This is a genomic window from Pseudomonas alcaligenes, assembly GCF_014490745.1.
Taxonomy (GTDB): Bacteria; Pseudomonadota; Gammaproteobacteria; order Pseudomonadales; family Pseudomonadaceae; genus Aquipseudomonas; species Aquipseudomonas alcaligenes_C.
The window spans coordinates 3,763,181-3,777,669 of sequence record NZ_LZEU01000001.1; the positions used below are offsets into that span (position 1 = coordinate 3,763,181).

General features: G+C 67.3%; 14 protein-coding genes. 4 read left to right on the plus strand and 10 right to left on the minus strand.

What is annotated here, in order from left to right:
- Window positions 1-221: 221 nt before the first annotated feature.
- From A9179_RS17185 to rhlB, 3 genes are all read left to right on the plus strand, one after another.
- On the plus strand, window positions 222-1,160 hold the full coding sequence (locus A9179_RS17185; protein WP_187807431.1) for a GGDEF domain-containing protein: 939 nt from the start codon (window positions 222-224) through the stop codon (window positions 1,158-1,160).
- Window positions 1,161-1,241: 81 nt separating this feature from the next.
- Complete coding sequence (locus A9179_RS17190; RefSeq protein ID WP_187807432.1) at window positions 1,242-2,402, plus strand: dipeptidase; 1,161 nt, start codon at window positions 1,242-1,244, stop codon at window positions 2,400-2,402.
- A 99-nt stretch (window positions 2,403-2,501) separates the two neighbouring features.
- Complete coding sequence (rhlB, locus tag A9179_RS17195; protein ID WP_187807433.1) at window positions 2,502-3,929, plus strand: ATP-dependent RNA helicase RhlB; 1,428 nt, start codon at window positions 2,502-2,504, stop codon at window positions 3,927-3,929.
- A gap of 51 nt (window positions 3,930-3,980) precedes the next feature.
- Here the strand turns inward: rhlB and A9179_RS17200 are convergent, their stop codons facing one another.
- From A9179_RS17200 to A9179_RS17210, 3 genes are all read right to left on the minus strand, one after another.
- On the minus strand, window positions 3,981-4,283 hold the full coding sequence (locus A9179_RS17200; protein WP_187807434.1) for a ribbon-helix-helix domain-containing protein: 303 nt from the start codon (window positions 4,281-4,283) through the stop codon (window positions 3,981-3,983).
- A 14-nt stretch (window positions 4,284-4,297) separates the two neighbouring features.
- Complete coding sequence (locus A9179_RS17205) at window positions 4,298-4,864, minus strand: DJ-1/PfpI family protein (protein WP_187807435.1); 567 nt, start codon at window positions 4,862-4,864, stop codon at window positions 4,298-4,300.
- Window positions 4,865-4,939: 75 nt separating this feature from the next.
- A complete protein-coding gene (locus tag A9179_RS17210; protein ID WP_187807436.1) occupies window positions 4,940-5,716 on the minus strand; it encodes a class I SAM-dependent methyltransferase in 777 nt (258 codons plus the stop codon).
- A 106-nt stretch (window positions 5,717-5,822) separates the two neighbouring features.
- Between A9179_RS17210 and A9179_RS17215 the strand changes: the two genes are divergently transcribed.
- The gene (locus A9179_RS17215) at window positions 5,823-6,641 is read left to right on the plus strand and encodes a hypothetical protein (RefSeq protein WP_187807437.1); all 819 of its coding nucleotides are present in this window, start codon (window positions 5,823-5,825) and stop codon (window positions 6,639-6,641) included.
- Here the strand turns inward: A9179_RS17215 and A9179_RS17220 are convergent.
- The 7 genes from A9179_RS17220 to ppc form a co-directional block, all read right to left on the minus strand.
- Window positions 6,622-7,449, minus strand: coding sequence for an isocitrate lyase/PEP mutase family protein (locus A9179_RS17220; protein WP_187807438.1), 828 nt, complete (start codon window positions 7,447-7,449; stop codon window positions 6,622-6,624). The two genes, A9179_RS17215 and A9179_RS17220, sit on opposite strands and share 20 nt — an antisense overlap.
- A 76-nt stretch (window positions 7,450-7,525) precedes the next feature.
- Entirely contained in the window at window positions 7,526-8,377 is an 852-nt protein-coding gene (locus tag A9179_RS17225) for a DUF72 domain-containing protein (protein ID WP_187807439.1), read from the minus strand.
- A gap of 126 nt (window positions 8,378-8,503) precedes the next feature.
- Window positions 8,504-8,848 (minus strand): hypothetical protein, encoded by a 345-nt coding sequence (locus tag A9179_RS17230; RefSeq protein WP_187807440.1) that lies wholly within the window; start codon window positions 8,846-8,848, stop codon window positions 8,504-8,506.
- An 82-nt stretch (window positions 8,849-8,930) separates the two neighbouring features.
- Complete coding sequence (gene tsaB / locus A9179_RS17235) at window positions 8,931-9,611, minus strand: tRNA (adenosine(37)-N6)-threonylcarbamoyltransferase complex dimerization subunit type 1 TsaB (RefSeq protein WP_187807441.1); 681 nt, start codon at window positions 9,609-9,611, stop codon at window positions 8,931-8,933.
- A gap of 113 nt (window positions 9,612-9,724) precedes the next feature.
- Window positions 9,725-10,780: an HAD family hydrolase gene (locus tag A9179_RS17240; protein WP_187807442.1), complete on the minus strand. Its 1,056-nt coding sequence runs from the start codon at window positions 10,778-10,780 to the stop codon at window positions 9,725-9,727.
- Between the two features lie 180 nt (window positions 10,781-10,960).
- Window positions 10,961-11,608, minus strand: a complete 648-nt coding sequence (adk, locus tag A9179_RS17245; protein WP_187807443.1) for an adenylate kinase — start codon at window positions 11,606-11,608, stop codon at window positions 10,961-10,963.
- A gap of 159 nt (window positions 11,609-11,767) precedes the next feature.
- A complete protein-coding gene (gene ppc, locus A9179_RS17250) occupies window positions 11,768-14,404 on the minus strand; it encodes a phosphoenolpyruvate carboxylase (RefSeq protein WP_187807444.1) in 2,637 nt (878 codons plus the stop codon).
- Between the last annotated feature and the right edge of the window lie 85 nt (window positions 14,405-14,489).

Sequence of the window (14,489 nt, forward strand, 5' to 3'; positions counted from 1 at the left end):
AGGCAGCGCAAGCGCTCTAAGTAGAGCCTTCGCTGTCAACTTCACGACGTCCGCGTGCAGGTCGGCCCCCAGTCCATGACCACTGGTCGGCCAACGCCGGATCGAGGATTGCTTCGGCAATGGGCGCAGGCATAAGGTCGGCCAAGGTGTTCGCCCAACAACAAGGAGTGTTTTGCGATGCCATCTGCTTTATGCAGCCTGCCACGGGGGCTCCCGCCGCGATGAAAAGCGCGCACTGGCAGGAAGATCTGCATCAAATCAGCCAACTGCGACTGTTCCAGAATGTCGCCGCCAGCAGCGTGCAACAGCTGCTCAGGGAGTTTCGCGCCTGCGAATTGGATGCCGGCGAAGTCCTGCTCTCGCCCTTCAACCGCAACCAGTACCTCTACCTGCTGCTCGAGGGTGAGCTGAAGGTCTACCTCGGCTCCCTGGAAAACCAGGCCGTCAGCACTCTAAGCCCCGGCGAATGCGCCGGCGAGATCAGCTTCATCGACAATGACCACCCGTCCGCCTACGTGGTCGCCAGCCAGGCCTCGCTGGTGCTACGCCTGCATCGCGAGTCGCTGGTCAAGCTGTTCACCCAGTCGCCGCAACTGATGCAGAACCTGCTGGAGCTGCTCTGCGAGCGGGTGCGCCAGGGCAACCGGATCATCCTCGACAGCGAGCAGAACGCCAACGTCGACACCCTCACCGGCTGCTTCAACCGGCGCTGGCTGGAGCATGTGTTCGAGCGAGAGAGCACCCGCTGCGCCTTCAATGACCAGCCGCTGTGCATGCTCATGCTCGATGTCGACCACTTCAAGGCCTACAACGATCAGCACGGCCACCTGGCCGGCGACTACGCCCTGTGCCTGGTCGCCCATACCCTGCGCAGCCAGCTGCGGCCCAAGGACAGCATGGCCCGCTACGGCGGCGAGGAGTTCGTCATCCTGCTGCCGGAGATCGACGCCAATGAAGGCCGCGGCATCGGCGAGCGCCTGCGCCAGAGCCTGGAGCAGATCGGCTCGTTCTACTCGCCGGTGGGCATCCTGCCGGGTGTGACGGTATCCATCGGCTTGGCCCAGATGAAGCACAAGGACAGCCTGGAAGCGCTGATCGCGCGTGCCGATACGGCGCTGTACAGCGCCAAGCAGCAGGGCCGCAATCGCCTGATTGGCTGAAATGCCCCGCCCGCAACCACTCCCTTTCCCCTCTCGACTTGCTAGAGTCGGCGCATAACAACAACGCCCGGATGGCACCTAATGCGCAAATTCCTGCTCGCCCTGCTGGCCCTCGGTGTAATCGTCGCGGGGGTCTTCTTCAGCCTACCGTCACTGATCGACCGCCACATGAACACGGTTGCCTCGCCCGCCCCCTACCCGGCCAGCGAGGCCGCCACCCAGCTGCACCAGAGCCTGTTCGTCGCCGACCTGCATGATGATGCCCTGCTCTGGCAGCGCGACCTGCTGGAGCGTCACGACTACGGCCACTCCGACCTGCCGCGCCTGCTCGAGGGCCATGTCGGCCTGCAGGTGTTCTCCACCGTGACCAAGACCCCGCGCGGCCTCAACTACCAGAGCAATGGCGCCGACAGCGACAACATCACTCTGCTGGCGATGGCTCAGCGCTGGCCGCGGGCCACCTGGAACAGCCTGCTCGAACGCGCCCTATATCAGAGCCAGAAACTGCAGCAGGCCGCCGATGCCAGTCAGGGCCGCATGCACCTGATCCGCAGCCGCGGTGATCTGCAGAACTTCATCAGCGCCTGGCAGCAGAATCCGCAGCAGCTCGCCGCGATCCTCGCCACCGAAGGCCTGCACCCGCTGGAAGGCCAGCTGGAGAACGTCGACCGCCTATACGACGCCGGTTTCCGCATCGCCGGCCTGACCCACTTCTTCGATAACGAAATCGGTGGCTCGGCCCATGGCCTGGTCAAGGGTGGCATCACCCCGTTCGGCCGCGAAGTGGTCGCCCGTCTGGAACAGAAAGGCATGCTGGTCGACCTCGCCCACGCCTCCAAGCCGCTGATCGACGATGTGCTGGCCATCGCCAAGCGCCCCGTGCTGGTCTCCCATACCGGCGTCGCCGGCACCTGCCCGGGGCCACGCAACCTCAGCGATGCCCACCTCAAGGCCATTGCCGCCACCGGCGGTCTGATCGGCATCGGCTACTGGGATGCCGCCGTCTGCGAGACCTCGGTCGGCGCCATCGTCCGCGCCATCCGCTATGCGGCGGACAAGGTCGGTGTCGAGCACGTGGCGCTCGGTTCCGACTTCGACGGCACCGTGCATGCGCCGTTCGATACCAGCGGCCTGGCCCAGCTCACCGAGGGCCTGCAGCGTGCCGGCTTCAAGCCCAACGAGATCGCCGCGATCATGGGCGGCAACGTCCAGCGCCTGCTGCTCGCCAGCCTGCCCGAGTGAAGCCGTGCTTTGACCTGAGCAAAATCCGCGGCACTTCGCCGCGGTAGCTTCTTGCTTTACACTGGCGGCCGTTCATTCCTTAACCAATACGAGACGGCCGTGCTCAAAGCACTCAAGAAGATCTTCACCAAGGGCGAAGCCGAACAGCCCGCCAGCCCCACTCCCCCCAGCGTCGCAGCCCCCGCCCCGGCGGCCGCCCAGCGCGAAACCAAGCCGAAGAACGCGGCCCGCACCGAGCCCGCGGCCCCTGCCGCGGCCAAGCCGCCGCGCGCCGACAAGCCGCGTCGCGAGCGCCCGGCCAAGCCGGTGAACACCTGGAAGCTGGAAGATTTCGTCGTCGAACCGCAGGAAGGCAAGACCCGCTTCCACGACTTCAAGCTCAGCCCCGAGCTGATGCACGCCATCCACGACCTCGGCTTCCCCTACTGCACGCCGATCCAGGCCCAGGTGCTCGGCCATACCCTCAAGGGCAAGGACGCCATCGGCCGCGCCCAGACCGGTACCGGCAAGACCGCCGCGTTCCTGGTCTCGACCATCACCCAGCTGCTGCAGACCACCCCGCCGAAAGAGCGCTACATGGGTGAGCCGCGCGCACTGATCATCGCCCCGACCCGCGAGCTGGTGGTGCAGATCGCCAAGGACGCCGAGGCCCTGACCAAGTACACCGGCCTCAACGTCATGCAGTTCGTCGGTGGCATGGACTTCGACAAGCAGCTCAAGCAGCTGGAGTCGCGCTACTGCGACATCCTGGTCGCCACCCCTGGCCGCCTGCTGGACTTCAACCAGCGCGGCGAAGTGCACCTGGACATGGTCGAGGTGATGGTGCTGGACGAGGCCGACCGCATGCTCGACATGGGCTTCATCCCGCAGGTACGCCAGATCATCCGCCAGACCCCGATGAAGGGCGAACGCCAGACCCTGCTGTTCTCCGCCACCTTCACCGAAGACGTGATGAACCTGGCACGGCAGTGGACGGTCGATCCGGCCATCGTCGAGATCGAGCCGGAGAACGTCGCCAGCGACACCGTCGAACAGCACGTCTACGCCGTCGCCGGCAGCGACAAGTATAAGCTGCTGTACAACCTGATCACCCAGAACAACTGGGAGCGGGTGATGGTATTCGCCAACCGCCGCGACGAAGTACGCCGCATCGAGGAAAAGCTGATCCGCGACGGCGTCAGCGCCGCGCAGATGTCCGGTGACGTGCCGCAGCACAAGCGGATCAAGACTCTGGAAGGCTTCCGCGAAGGCAAGATCCGCGTGATGGTCGCCACCGACGTGGCCGGCCGCGGCATCCATGTCGACGGCATCAGCCACGTGATCAACTTCACCCTGCCGGACGTGCCGGACGACTACGTGCACCGCATCGGCCGTACCGGCCGCGCCGGCGCCAGCGGCACCTCGATCAGCTTCGCCGGCGAGGACGACGCCTACGCCCTGCCGCCGATCGAAGCCCTGCTGGGGCGCAAGATCACCTGCGAGATGCCGCCGGAAGAACTGCTCAAACCGGTGCCGCGCAAGCACTGATCGGCAGCCCATAAAAAAGCCCGCTCGACGCGGGCTTTTTGTGCGTGGTGTTTAGCGCGCCTGCACCAGGCTGAGCACTTCCGCCGAACGCTGCGGCTTCTGCGCCAGGTAGCGGGTGCAGCTGACGCGCAGGAAGGAGGCGAAATTGACCACCTCGCCGCGCAGCTCCATCACCTCGTCGTAGAGCTTGGCAATCAGCTGGTTGGTGGTCATGCCATCGACCTCGGCAATCTCGCGCAGCAGCTCCCAGAACTGGTTTTCCAGGCGCAGGGTGGTGACCACCCCGCGAATGCGCAGGGAACGCGAGCGCGACTCGTAGAGGATCGGATCGGCCTTTACATAGAGCTCACACATTCCCTGCCCTCCTCTCAGCCCAGCACTTTCAGGAACGCCGCCAGCCAGGCCGGGTGCGCCGGCCAGGCCGGTGCGGTGACCAGGTTGCCGTCGACGTGGGCGCCATCCACCGGCAGCTCGACGAAGCGCCCGCCAGCCAGGCGCACTTCCGGCGCGCAGGCCGGGTAGGCGCTGCACTCGCGGCCTTCCAGCACGCCGGCCGCGGCCAGCAACTGCGGGCCGTGGCACACCGCAGCAATCGGCTTGCCGGCCTTGGCGAAGGCCTGCACCAGGGCGATCACCTGCTCGTTCAGGCGCAGGTACTCGGGGGCGCGGCCACCGGGAATCACCAGCCCGGCGTAGTCCTCGGCGCGTACCTGGGCGAAGTCGAAGTTGAGGGCAAAGTTGTGCCCCGGCTTCTCGCTGTAGGTCTGGTCGCCCTCGAAATCATGGATGGCGGTGCGAATGGTGTCGCCGGCCGCCTTGCCCGGACACACCGCATGCACGGTGTGGCCGACCATCTGCAGGGCCTGGAACGGCACCATGGTCTCGTAGTCTTCGGCGTAGTCGCCAACCAGCATCAGCAGTTTGTGGGCAGTCATCGCAGCATCTCCGGCAGTAGTGACAGGTGCGTTCAGTCTGGCCCAGTCGCGCTCGCCGCGGGTAATAGGCCGCTACTACTTGAGGGCCTTTTTCGGGTAGATGTCATAGCGGCTGGACTTGCCTTCCAGCGCGTAGCTGGGCTTGGCCCCCTCGATGATCGGCGCCTTGCGCGGACGCTTGACCACCACCCGGTGGCTGGCCAGGGCCAGGGCGGCAGCGAGCAGCGCCGGGGCATCCAGGTCATCGCCCACCAGCGGGCGGAACAGGCGCATCTCCTTCTTCACCAGGGCGCTCTTGTCGCGATGGGGGAACATCGGGTCGAGGTAGATCACCTGCGGCGGCTCGCCCTGCCACTGCTGCATCAGCTCGATGGCATTGCCGGTGAGCAGGCGCATCTGCGCGGCAATGGCGGCGACCTCGGCGTCCCGCGCGGCGCGCTGCAGGCCGTCTTCGAGCAGGGCGGCGATGATCGGCTGGCGCTCGATCAGGGTCATGCTGCAGCCCAGACTGGCCAGGACGAAAGCGTCACGGCCCAGGCCAGCGGTAGCATCCAGCACACTCGGGCGCACCCCGGACTGCACACCGACCGCCTTGGCGATCATCTGCCCGCTGCCGCCGCCGTACAGGCGCCGGTGAGCGACTGCGCCATCGACGAAATCGACCCGCACCGGCCCCGGTGCCTGCGGCCCCAGTTCGGCCAGCTGCAGCCCTTCGTCACCCAGCTGCAGTGCGAATTCGGCCTCGCCCTGCTGCGGCAGGCCCAGACGTTCGGCCCATTGCGCGGCACCATTGGCATGCATGGGGGCCAGGGCCTCGACTCGGATGGTGGTTATAGCCCGCTCGTCGCTCATCAGGAAAAGTGCTCAAAAAATGCTCAAAACGGGCTGACCAAGGCCGATAACCCAATACCGCCCTATTCTGCCAGACGCGGCCTGCCGAGGCCGCACCGAGTTGTCCATGTTCGATGCCCTCTCCGCCCCCCACAGCCCGCCCACCTCCCGCCACAGCAGCAGCCTGGAACAGGAGCTGGATGCCGGCCTGCGCGACTCGCTGGACTACCAGATCCTGCGCCGCACCCTGATGCCCGATAGCGAGGCGCCGGTACCCGGCGAGGCCGCTGCCGAGATCAGCCAGGCCAGCCAGGCGGACAGCGCCAGCACGGCCAGCAGCACTGCGGTGGCCGCCGCCAGCGCCCAGGCCGCCAGCTTCCAGCAGGTGCTGCAGCAGCGCGAGCTGGAGCTCAACGTCAACGTCCAGCCACAACCGCAGCAGGTCGACCCACTGGTGCTCGACCTGGCCGGCAACGGCTTCAGCAGCTGCGGCCTGGATGCCGCCGTGCACTTCGACCTGGATGGCGACGGCCGCCGCGACCACATCAGCGCCCCCACGGGCGACGATGCCCTGCTGGCCCTGGATCGCAACGGCAACGGCCGTATCGACGACGGCCGCGAACTGTTCGGCGATCAGCATGGCGCGGCCAACGGCTTCGCCGAACTGAGCAAATACGATGACAACGGCGACGGCCGCATCGACATCCAGGACTCGGTGTTCGAACGCCTGCGCCTGCTGCGCCTCGCTGCCGACGGCCAGCAGCAGAGCCAGAGCCTGGCCCAGGCCGGCGTCAGCGCCATCGAGCTGCACGCCCAGGACGTCAGCCAGGCGCTGGGCGCCTACGACCGCATCGCCCAGCTCGGCAGTTTCACCTTCAGCGACGGCCGCGAGGGCCAGGCGGCCGACCTGCTGTTGGCACTGCGGGCTAGCGAAACAGGTCGTTAACCGCGTCGAACGGCATCGCCTCGCCCACCCGCCCCAGGCTGCGCTGCTGCGCCAGCTCCCTGGCCGCAGCGAAGAAGGCGCCATAGGCCACGCGAGCCAGGTTGGAACCCAGGCTGACGCGCTTCACCCCCAGCTCGGCCAGTTCATCGAGGCTCAGCTGCAGGCGCGGCGAACCGACCAGCACATTGACCGGACGCGGCGCCACGGCGCTGACCAGCGCCCGGATTTCTTCGCGCGTGGTCAGCCCCGGTGCATACAGCACATCGGCGCCGGCCTCGGCATAGGCCACCAGGCGGCGGATGGTGTCGTCCAGATCGGGCCGGCCATGCAGGTAGTTCTCCGCGCGCGCGGCCAGGGTGAAGGGAAAGTCCAGTTCACCGGCCGCCGCCACGGCCGCCTGCACCCGCTCGACTGCCAGCTCCAGGGGATAGATCGGCTGCTCGGGCCGCCCGCTGGCATCCTCGATCGAGCCGCCGACCAGGCCCACCGCGGCCGCCATGCGGATCGTCAGGGCACAGGCATCCGGCTCGTCGCCATAGCCATTTTCCAGATCGGCCGCCACAGGCAACGGCGTGGCCTCGACTATGGCCCGGGCATTGGCCAGGCACTCGTCGCGGCCCACCGCCCCCTCGGCATCGCGGCGACCGAGGGAAAACGCCAGGCCGGCGCTGGTCGTGGCCAGGGCCGGGAAGCCCAGGCCGGCCAGCATCTTCGCCGAACCGGCATCCCAGGGGTTGGGCAGAACGAGCAGCCCTTCGCCCCGGTGCAGGTCGCGAAAGACCTGGCCGCGCTGCTGTTGTGAACTCATCTGGGCACCTCCGGCCTGCTGACAGAGCCTCAGCCTAAGTCCTGCGCGGCAAGTCGTCGAGCCGAGGTCGGTGGGCCTACAGCAGCCCCAGTTGCTCCACCGCCGCCGGCAGCGGCGCCAGGGCCGGCAGACCGGGCAGACGCGCGCCGAGCGCGGCATGGAAGCGCAGGGCCTGGGCGGCGGCCAGGTGGTTGTCCGGGGTGTGCAGGAACACATGGGGCGTCAGGCCCTGCTCGATCCAGGCGGCGACCTTGTCCAGCCAGGGCTCGAGGAACGCCTGGTTGGCATGCAGATCCGGCCCGCCGATGAAGCGCAACTGCGGGCTGGCACTGAAGGCGGTCGGGCGCAGCGGCAGGCGCGGCTTCTTGGCCTGGGCATGGAGCACCGCCGGGTCGCTGGAGGTGCAGCTGAACAGCGCCCGCGAATCCAGGCAGATGCGCTCCACCCCGCGTTCGTGCAGGTGCCGGTTGAGCTGGCGCTCTTCCTCGCCCTTGGCGAAGAAGGCCGGATGGCGCAGCTCCACGGCAATCGCCCGGCCGGCGCAGGCATCCAGCCAGCCCAGCAGCTCAGCCAGGCGGGACGGGCCGAAGCTGGCCGGCAGCTGCAGCCATAGCGGCGCCACCCGCGCGCCCAGGGGTGCCAGCAGGGCCAGGAAGTCGGCGGTGGCGTCCACCTGCTCGCGCAGGTCGCCGCCATGGCTGATATCGCGCGGCAGCTTGGCGCAGAAGTGAAAGCCCGCCGGCATCAGTTCGGCCCAGCGCTGCACGGTCGCCGCACTGGGGCGGGCGTAGAAGGTGGTGTTGCCCTCCACCGCGTTGAAGGTACGCACGTAGTGCGCCAGGCTGTCGGCGGGGCGCAGGTCAGCGGGATAGAAGGAACCGCGCCAGGCCGGCTCGTTCCATGACGGGCAGCCGAGGAAGTACGGCATTCGATCTGCTGCGCGTCGGCCATGCGGCGTTGGCCAAGGGGCTCGGGTGCTCATTTACTACCTATAAACTCCGCGCCCTCGCCCCTTGCCCGCCTAGCCTGGCGCTAGCTCGCGAGATCGAAAAACTCAGGCGTACAGATCGAGGCCGAGGACTTCGCTGGCGTCACGCTCGTTGGTGTAGCTGGCGGTGTTGCCGTAGGTGGCCAGCGCCTGGCTGGCCTTGGCGCTGAGGCCGCGCGGCGCGCTGTAGCTCTCCTGGCTGCGCGCCGGCAGGCTGTCGCTGGCGGCGTTGCCGGCCTGTACCCGGCGCAGCTGGGCGGCCTGCTCGAAGCCCTGGGTGCTGGACGGCGACGCCGGCTGCTCGCGACGCTCCTCGACCTCGCGCTGTGTCTCGCGATAAGGCGTGACCGCGCTGCCCGGACGGGAGCTGCGTTCCAGCGAATAGGAGGAGGTGAAACCGTCGATGCGCATCGAATACTACCCAGGCTCGTGCTGGCAATTTAGCGGCGGGCGCCGCCCATTGCAAAGCGCCGTCCGGCGGACTGACTGTCGGTCATGGTGCGGCCTTGGGCGTGGCCACCTGATCGCGCAGGTACACCGGTTGTGCCTGATCTGCCGGCAGGCCTTCGCCACGGGCCCAGGCGAAGCCGGCCAGGCGTAGCAGATCCTCGGCATGCGGCAGCATGGCGCCGTCCTGTGCCACTGTGCTCGGTGCCAGGCGTGCGGCATAGCTGCCCCAGCCGGTGCCGGCACCGAACCAGTCGCCCGTCGCGCCGCGCGGCAGGCTGGCCTGCTCCGGCGGCAGCACAGCCTCGACGCCCTGCAGGCGCATCTCACCCTGCTCGGCGCGGTAACAGCCCCAGTACACCTCGTCCATCCGTGCATCGATGGCCGCGGCCACCTGCTCGGCGCCGTGCTCGCGCAGCGCGCGCTGGGCCAGGATGGCCAGGTTGGAGACCGGCAGCACCGGCTTGTCGAGGGCAAAAGCCAGGCCCTGTACCACGCCGATGGCGATGCGCACACCGGTGAAGGCGCCCGGGCCACGGCCGAAGGCGATGGCATCTAGCGCCGACAGGGCCACGCCGGCCTCGCCCAGCAGGGTCTGGATCATCGGCAGCAGGCGCTGGGCATGCAGGCGCGGGATCACCTCGTAGTGGCTGAGCACCTTGCCGTCATGCAGCAGGGCGACGGAGCAGGCTTCGGTGGCGGTATCCAGGGCCAGCAGGGTAGTCATGGCGTTCTGACAGGTAAAAAGCGGGCAGGCATTAGAACCGCTTGCCGGTTTTTTTTCCAGCCATCGGGGATCGGCGGCCCGGCCCACATGCACCGGGCCGCCCGGGTGGCGACTCAGTGCAGCTGGTCGGGCGTGACGATCAGCCAGTTCTTGTCCGCCGTCACCGGCTGCTGCAGCTCGGCCTGGCGCTTGGCCGCACTGGCCTGCCAGTCCTTGACCTGCTGGGTGTACTTGGCCTTGCGATCAACCCAGATGCGCAGCCCGCCCTTGCTGGTGTCGGTGGCGTTGAACAGCATGTAGCCATCGGACAGCGGGGTGTCGCCGGCCACCAGGATCGGCTTCTTCCACTGGTCGATCCAGCCGAAGATGGTGCCCAGCTTGCCCTCGTACCAGGTCATCGGGTTCATCAGGTAGGAGGTCAGCTGCAGGTCGAGGTTCTTGGCCGGCTCGTAGCTGCCTTTCTGGATCTGCAGGCGCGAGGTGGTCAGGGCGCCGCTCTGGCGATCCTTGAGCAGCAGGTTGACGCCAAACACGTTCTGCGGCTTGAGGTTGTAGCCGTACTTCGGATCGCTGACCACCATGCGCACCAGCTCCTCGCTGGCGGCGCTGATCACGTAGACCTCGATGCCGTGCTCCTGCAGGCGGTTGTACAGCTCCTGCATGCCGGCGAACGGCTTGGGCGGATTGACGCTGCCGTCGACCACCTTGTCGCCGTCGTAGTACTTCAGCGGGATCGGCTTGCCGTAGGCCATCAGCTCGTCGACATAGCCCTTCAGCTCGCGCAGGGAGAAGCCGGAGAAGATCTGCGCCACCCAGGGGTAGCACACCAGGTTGTCGACCTCGCACAGGCGGTAGTAGTAGCTGTTGAGGCTTTCCTTGAAGCCCGGGGTGTCCTTGAACGGGATCAGCTTGAGCGCCGGATCCATGTTCTCGCGGGTCAGCACGCCCTTCATTTCCAGGAAGGGCAGCAGCGACTCTTCGAGGTCGAACTGGTACGAGGTGTTATCCATGTCGAACACCGCATACGCGCCCTTGTTGGCGTTGCTGGCAATCAGGCTGTCCAGCTTGGCAGCGGTTTCGGCAGGCCAGTGCTTCAACTCGGTGGCTTGTGCTCCCAGTGCGGCCACGCTCAGGGCCAGCCCGAGCATCCAGCTATGCATCGCTTTCATGTCTTCTCCTGCATCCTTAGGGTGAGAAAAGCGTTCGACTGGTCTAGACCAGAGGAACGATGCTAGAGCGTGCCAGCCTCAGGTTACTGTTCTGAGAACGACGCCGACTTAGCTGCCCTCACCGGGGCGCAGAAACGACAACGGCCCGCAAGCGGGCCGTTGAGGATGCAGCAAGGGCACTCAGCTGAGCGCGGCGAACACCTTGGCGGTGATCTCGTCCACCGAGCCAACGCCGGCGATGGCGCTGTACTTCGGGGTGCCGTCGGTAGCGGCCAGCTTCTGGTAGAAGTCCACCAGCGGCTTGGTCTGCGAGTGGTACACGGACAGGCGGTGACGCACGGTTTCTTCGGTGTCGTCCTTGCGCTGCACCAGGGCTTCGCCGGTGACATCGTCCTTGCCTTCGACTTTCGGCGGGTTGTAGATCACGTGATAGACGCGACCGCTGGCCTCGTGCACACGGCGACCGGCGATGCGGCCGACGATCTCTTCGTCGTCAACGGCGATCTCGACCACGTTGTCGATGAGTACGCCGGCTTCCTTCATGGCTTCGGCCTGGGGAATGGTGCGCGGGAAACCGTCGAACAGGAAACCCTTGGCGCAATCCGGCTGAGCGATGCGCTCCTTGACCAGGTTGATGATCAGGTCATCGGATACCAGGCCGCCGGCATCCATCACGCTCTTGGCCTGCAGGCCCAGCTCAGTACCGGCCTTGACCGCAGCACGCAGCATATCGCCGGTGGAAATCTGCGGAATACCGAATTTTTGGGTGATGAAACCAGCTTGGGTACCTTTGCCGGCACCGGGCGCCCCCAACAGAATCACGCGCATCGAAGTGCTCCTCGAGAAATGACAAGAAATCGTCGGATTCGCCTCATGGGGCCAATCTCACTATTCGGGTTTCGGCGTCACTGAGCGGCCAAAAGGGTGACCAAGATACACAGCGCCCCCCCCGTGCACAAGCCACCGAAAGTCGGAGGCTACGGGGCTTCAGCCGGTGTTGCGCAGGCCTGCGGCGATGCCCGCGACACTCACCAGTAAAGCCTGTTCCAGAGGGCTGTCCACCGGCCCCTGACGCTGTCTGGAACGGGCCAGAAGCTCGGCCTGCAACAGGTGCAGAGGATCCAGGTAGATGTTGCGCACGGTGATCGCCTCGCGGGTCTGCGGGCTATGGGTGAGCAGCTCGGACTGACCGGTCAGAGCCAGTACGATGGCACTGCACTGCGACAATAGGTCGCGCAACTGCGCACCCAATGGTCGCAGTCCGGCTTCGACCAGGCGCTCGTCGTACAGACTGGCGATACTGCTGTCGGCCTTGGCCAGCACCATCTCCAGCATGTCGATACGGGTACGGAAGAACGGCCAGTGCGCGCGCATCTCCTCCAGCAGGGCTTTCTCGCCACGCTGCACAGCATTGCCCAGGGCGCATTCCCAGCCGAGCCAGGCCGGCAGCATCAGGCGGGTCTGCGTCCAGGCGAAGATCCACGGGATCGCCCGCAGGCTTTCCACCCCGCCGGCGCGGCGCTTGGCCGGGCGACTGCCCAGCGGCAGGCGACCGAGTTCCTGTTCCGGGGTGGCCTGGCGAAAGTACTCGACGAACTGCGGATGCTCGCGCACCACCGCGCGGTAGGCGGCCACGCCCTCCTCCGCCAGGCGCTCCATGGCCGCCCGCCAGGCCGGCTCGGGTGCAGGCGGCGGGCGCAGGGTGGCTTCCAGCACGGCGGCCAGGTAAAGGTTGAGGTTCTGCTCGGCCAGGTCGGCCAGGCCGAACTTGAAGCGGATCATTTCGCCCTGCTCGGTGGTGCGGAAGCGCCCGGCCACCGAGCCCGGCGGCTGCGACAGGATCGCCGCATGGGCCGGGCCGCCGCCACGGCCGACCGTACCGCCGCGGCCATGGAACAGCAGCAGCTCGACTTCGTGCTGGCGGCACACCTCGACCAGGCTTTCCTGGGCGCGGTACTGGGCCCAGGCCGCCGCCGTGGTGCCGGCATCCTTGGCCGAGTCGGAGTAGCCGATCATCACTTCCTGCGGGCCGTGCAGGCGCGCGCGGTAGCCATGCAGGCCGAGCAGGCGGTCGATGGCCGGGCCGGCGTTATCCAGGTCGGCCAGGGTCTCGAACAGCGGCACCACGCGCATCGGCCGCTGCACCCCGGCTTCCTTGAGCAGCAGCTGCACGGCCAGCACATCGGAAGGCGCCCCGGCCATGGAGATGACGTAGGAGCCCAGCGCGGCGGCCGGGGCCTCGGCGATCACCCGGCAGGTGGCCAGCACTTCGGCGGTTTCCGCCGAGGGCCGGTGGTGGGACGGCAACAGCGGGCGGCGGTTGTCCAGCTCGCGCAGGAGGAACTCGCAGCGCCGGTATTCCTCCCACTCCTGGTAATGCCCAAGGCCCAGGTAGTCGGTTATTTCGCTGAGCGCCGCGGCATGCCGGGCGGCGTCCTGGCGGATGTCCAGACGCACCAGGAACAGGCCGAAGCAGGCCGCGCGGCGCAGGCAGTCGAGCAGCGCGCCTTCGGCGATCACGCCCATGCCGCAGGTGTGCAGCGAGTGGTAGCAGAGCTCCAGAGGTTCGAGCAGCTCGCGGTTGTCGTGCAGCACCTCGGCGCCCGCCGCCACATCGGCGTCCAGCGCCGCCTCGGCCCAGGCGCGGGTGGCGCGCAGGCGTTCGCGTAGTTGCTTGAGCAGCGCCCGATAGGGTTCCGGGTGCACGCCGACGCGCAGGCGCAGCTCATCGCTGGCCTGCTGCATGGACAGCTCGGCGGCCAGGCGGTCGATGTCGCGCAGGTACAGGTCGGCAGCCATCCAGCGCGCCAGTAGCAGCACCTGGCGCGACACCTCGGCGGTGACATTGGGGTTGCCGTCGCGGTCACCGCCCATCCACGAGGCGAAGCGCACCGGCGCGGCGCCCAGCGGCAGGCGCAGGCCGGTGGCCGCCTGCAGCGCCTGGTCGGTACGGCGCAGGAAACTCGGCACGGCCTGCCACAGGGAATGCTCGATCACCGCAAAGCCCCACTTGGCCTCGTCCACCGGACTGGGCCGGCTGCGGCGGATCTCCTCGGTGTGCCAGGCCTCGGCGATCAGCCGGCGCAGCTTGAGTTGCACCTGCTCGCGCTCGTCGGCAGAGAGGTCGGCATGATCCAGCGCCTGCAACTGAGCGGCGATGGCATCGTATTTCTGGATCAGGGTGCGCCGCGCCACTTCGGTGGGATGGGCGGTGAGCACCAGCTCGATATCCACCCGGGCCAGCTGGCGGGCCAGCTGCTCGGGGCTGTGGCCGTCGGCCTGCAGGCTCTGCAGCAGGCTTTCCAGCACGCGATTCTCGAACGGCTGCAGCTCTTCCGGGCGGCGCCGGCGGATGTGCTGGTACTGCTCGGCGATATTGGCCAGGTTGAGGAACTGGTTGAATGCCCGTGCCACCGGCAGCAGCTCGTCGTCGGCCAGGCCGGCCAGGGTGTCGCGCAGCTGCTGCTCGCCGGCGGCCGAGCCCTGACGCCCGGCCTTGGCGCCCTGGCGGATCAGCTCGATCTTGTCGACGAAGGCCTCGCCGCGCTGTTTGCGGATGGTGTCGCCAAGCAACTCGCCGAGCAGGTGAACCTCTTCGCGCAGACGCGCATCGATTTCCGCCATGACCGCTCACTCCGCTGGAGGTGGAGTCCTCAGCTTGCACAGCGCGACTCTTTCTTACAAGGGCACGACGAATGGCCTTGCAGCG

Excerpts from the sequence above, each read along its gene's own strand:
- A9179_RS17185 (WP_187807431.1), top strand. The coding sequence starts at position 222 with ATGAAAAGCGCGCACTGGCAGGAAGATCTGCATCAAATCAGCCAACTG.
- A9179_RS17190 (WP_187807432.1), top strand. The coding sequence starts at position 1,242 with ATGCGCAAATTCCTGCTCGCCCTGCTGGCCCTCGGTGTAATCGTCGCG.
- A9179_RS17200 (WP_187807434.1), bottom strand. The coding sequence starts at position 4,283 with ATGTGTGAGCTCTATGTAAAGGCCGATCCGATCCTCTACGAGTCGCGC.
- A9179_RS17205 (WP_187807435.1), bottom strand. The coding sequence starts at position 4,864 with ATGACTGCCCACAAACTGCTGATGCTGGTTGGCGACTACGCCGAAGAC.
- A9179_RS17210 (WP_187807436.1), bottom strand. The coding sequence starts at position 5,716 with ATGAGCGACGAGCGGGCTATAACCACCATCCGAGTCGAGGCCCTGGCC.
- A9179_RS17215 (WP_187807437.1), top strand. The coding sequence starts at position 5,823 with ATGTTCGATGCCCTCTCCGCCCCCCACAGCCCGCCCACCTCCCGCCAC.
- A9179_RS17220 (WP_187807438.1), bottom strand. The coding sequence starts at position 7,449 with ATGAGTTCACAACAGCAGCGCGGCCAGGTCTTTCGCGACCTGCACCGG.
- A9179_RS17225 (WP_187807439.1), bottom strand. The coding sequence starts at position 8,377 with ATGCCGTACTTCCTCGGCTGCCCGTCATGGAACGAGCCGGCCTGGCGC.
- A9179_RS17230 (WP_187807440.1), bottom strand. The coding sequence starts at position 8,848 with ATGCGCATCGACGGTTTCACCTCCTCCTATTCGCTGGAACGCAGCTCC.
- tsaB (WP_187807441.1), bottom strand. The coding sequence starts at position 9,611 with ATGACTACCCTGCTGGCCCTGGATACCGCCACCGAAGCCTGCTCCGTC.
- A9179_RS17240 (WP_187807442.1), bottom strand. The coding sequence starts at position 10,780 with ATGAAAGCGATGCATAGCTGGATGCTCGGGCTGGCCCTGAGCGTGGCC.
- adk (WP_187807443.1), bottom strand. The coding sequence starts at position 11,608 with ATGCGCGTGATTCTGTTGGGGGCGCCCGGTGCCGGCAAAGGTACCCAA.
- ppc (WP_187807444.1), bottom strand. The coding sequence starts at position 14,404 with ATGGCGGAAATCGATGCGCGTCTGCGCGAAGAGGTTCACCTGCTCGGC.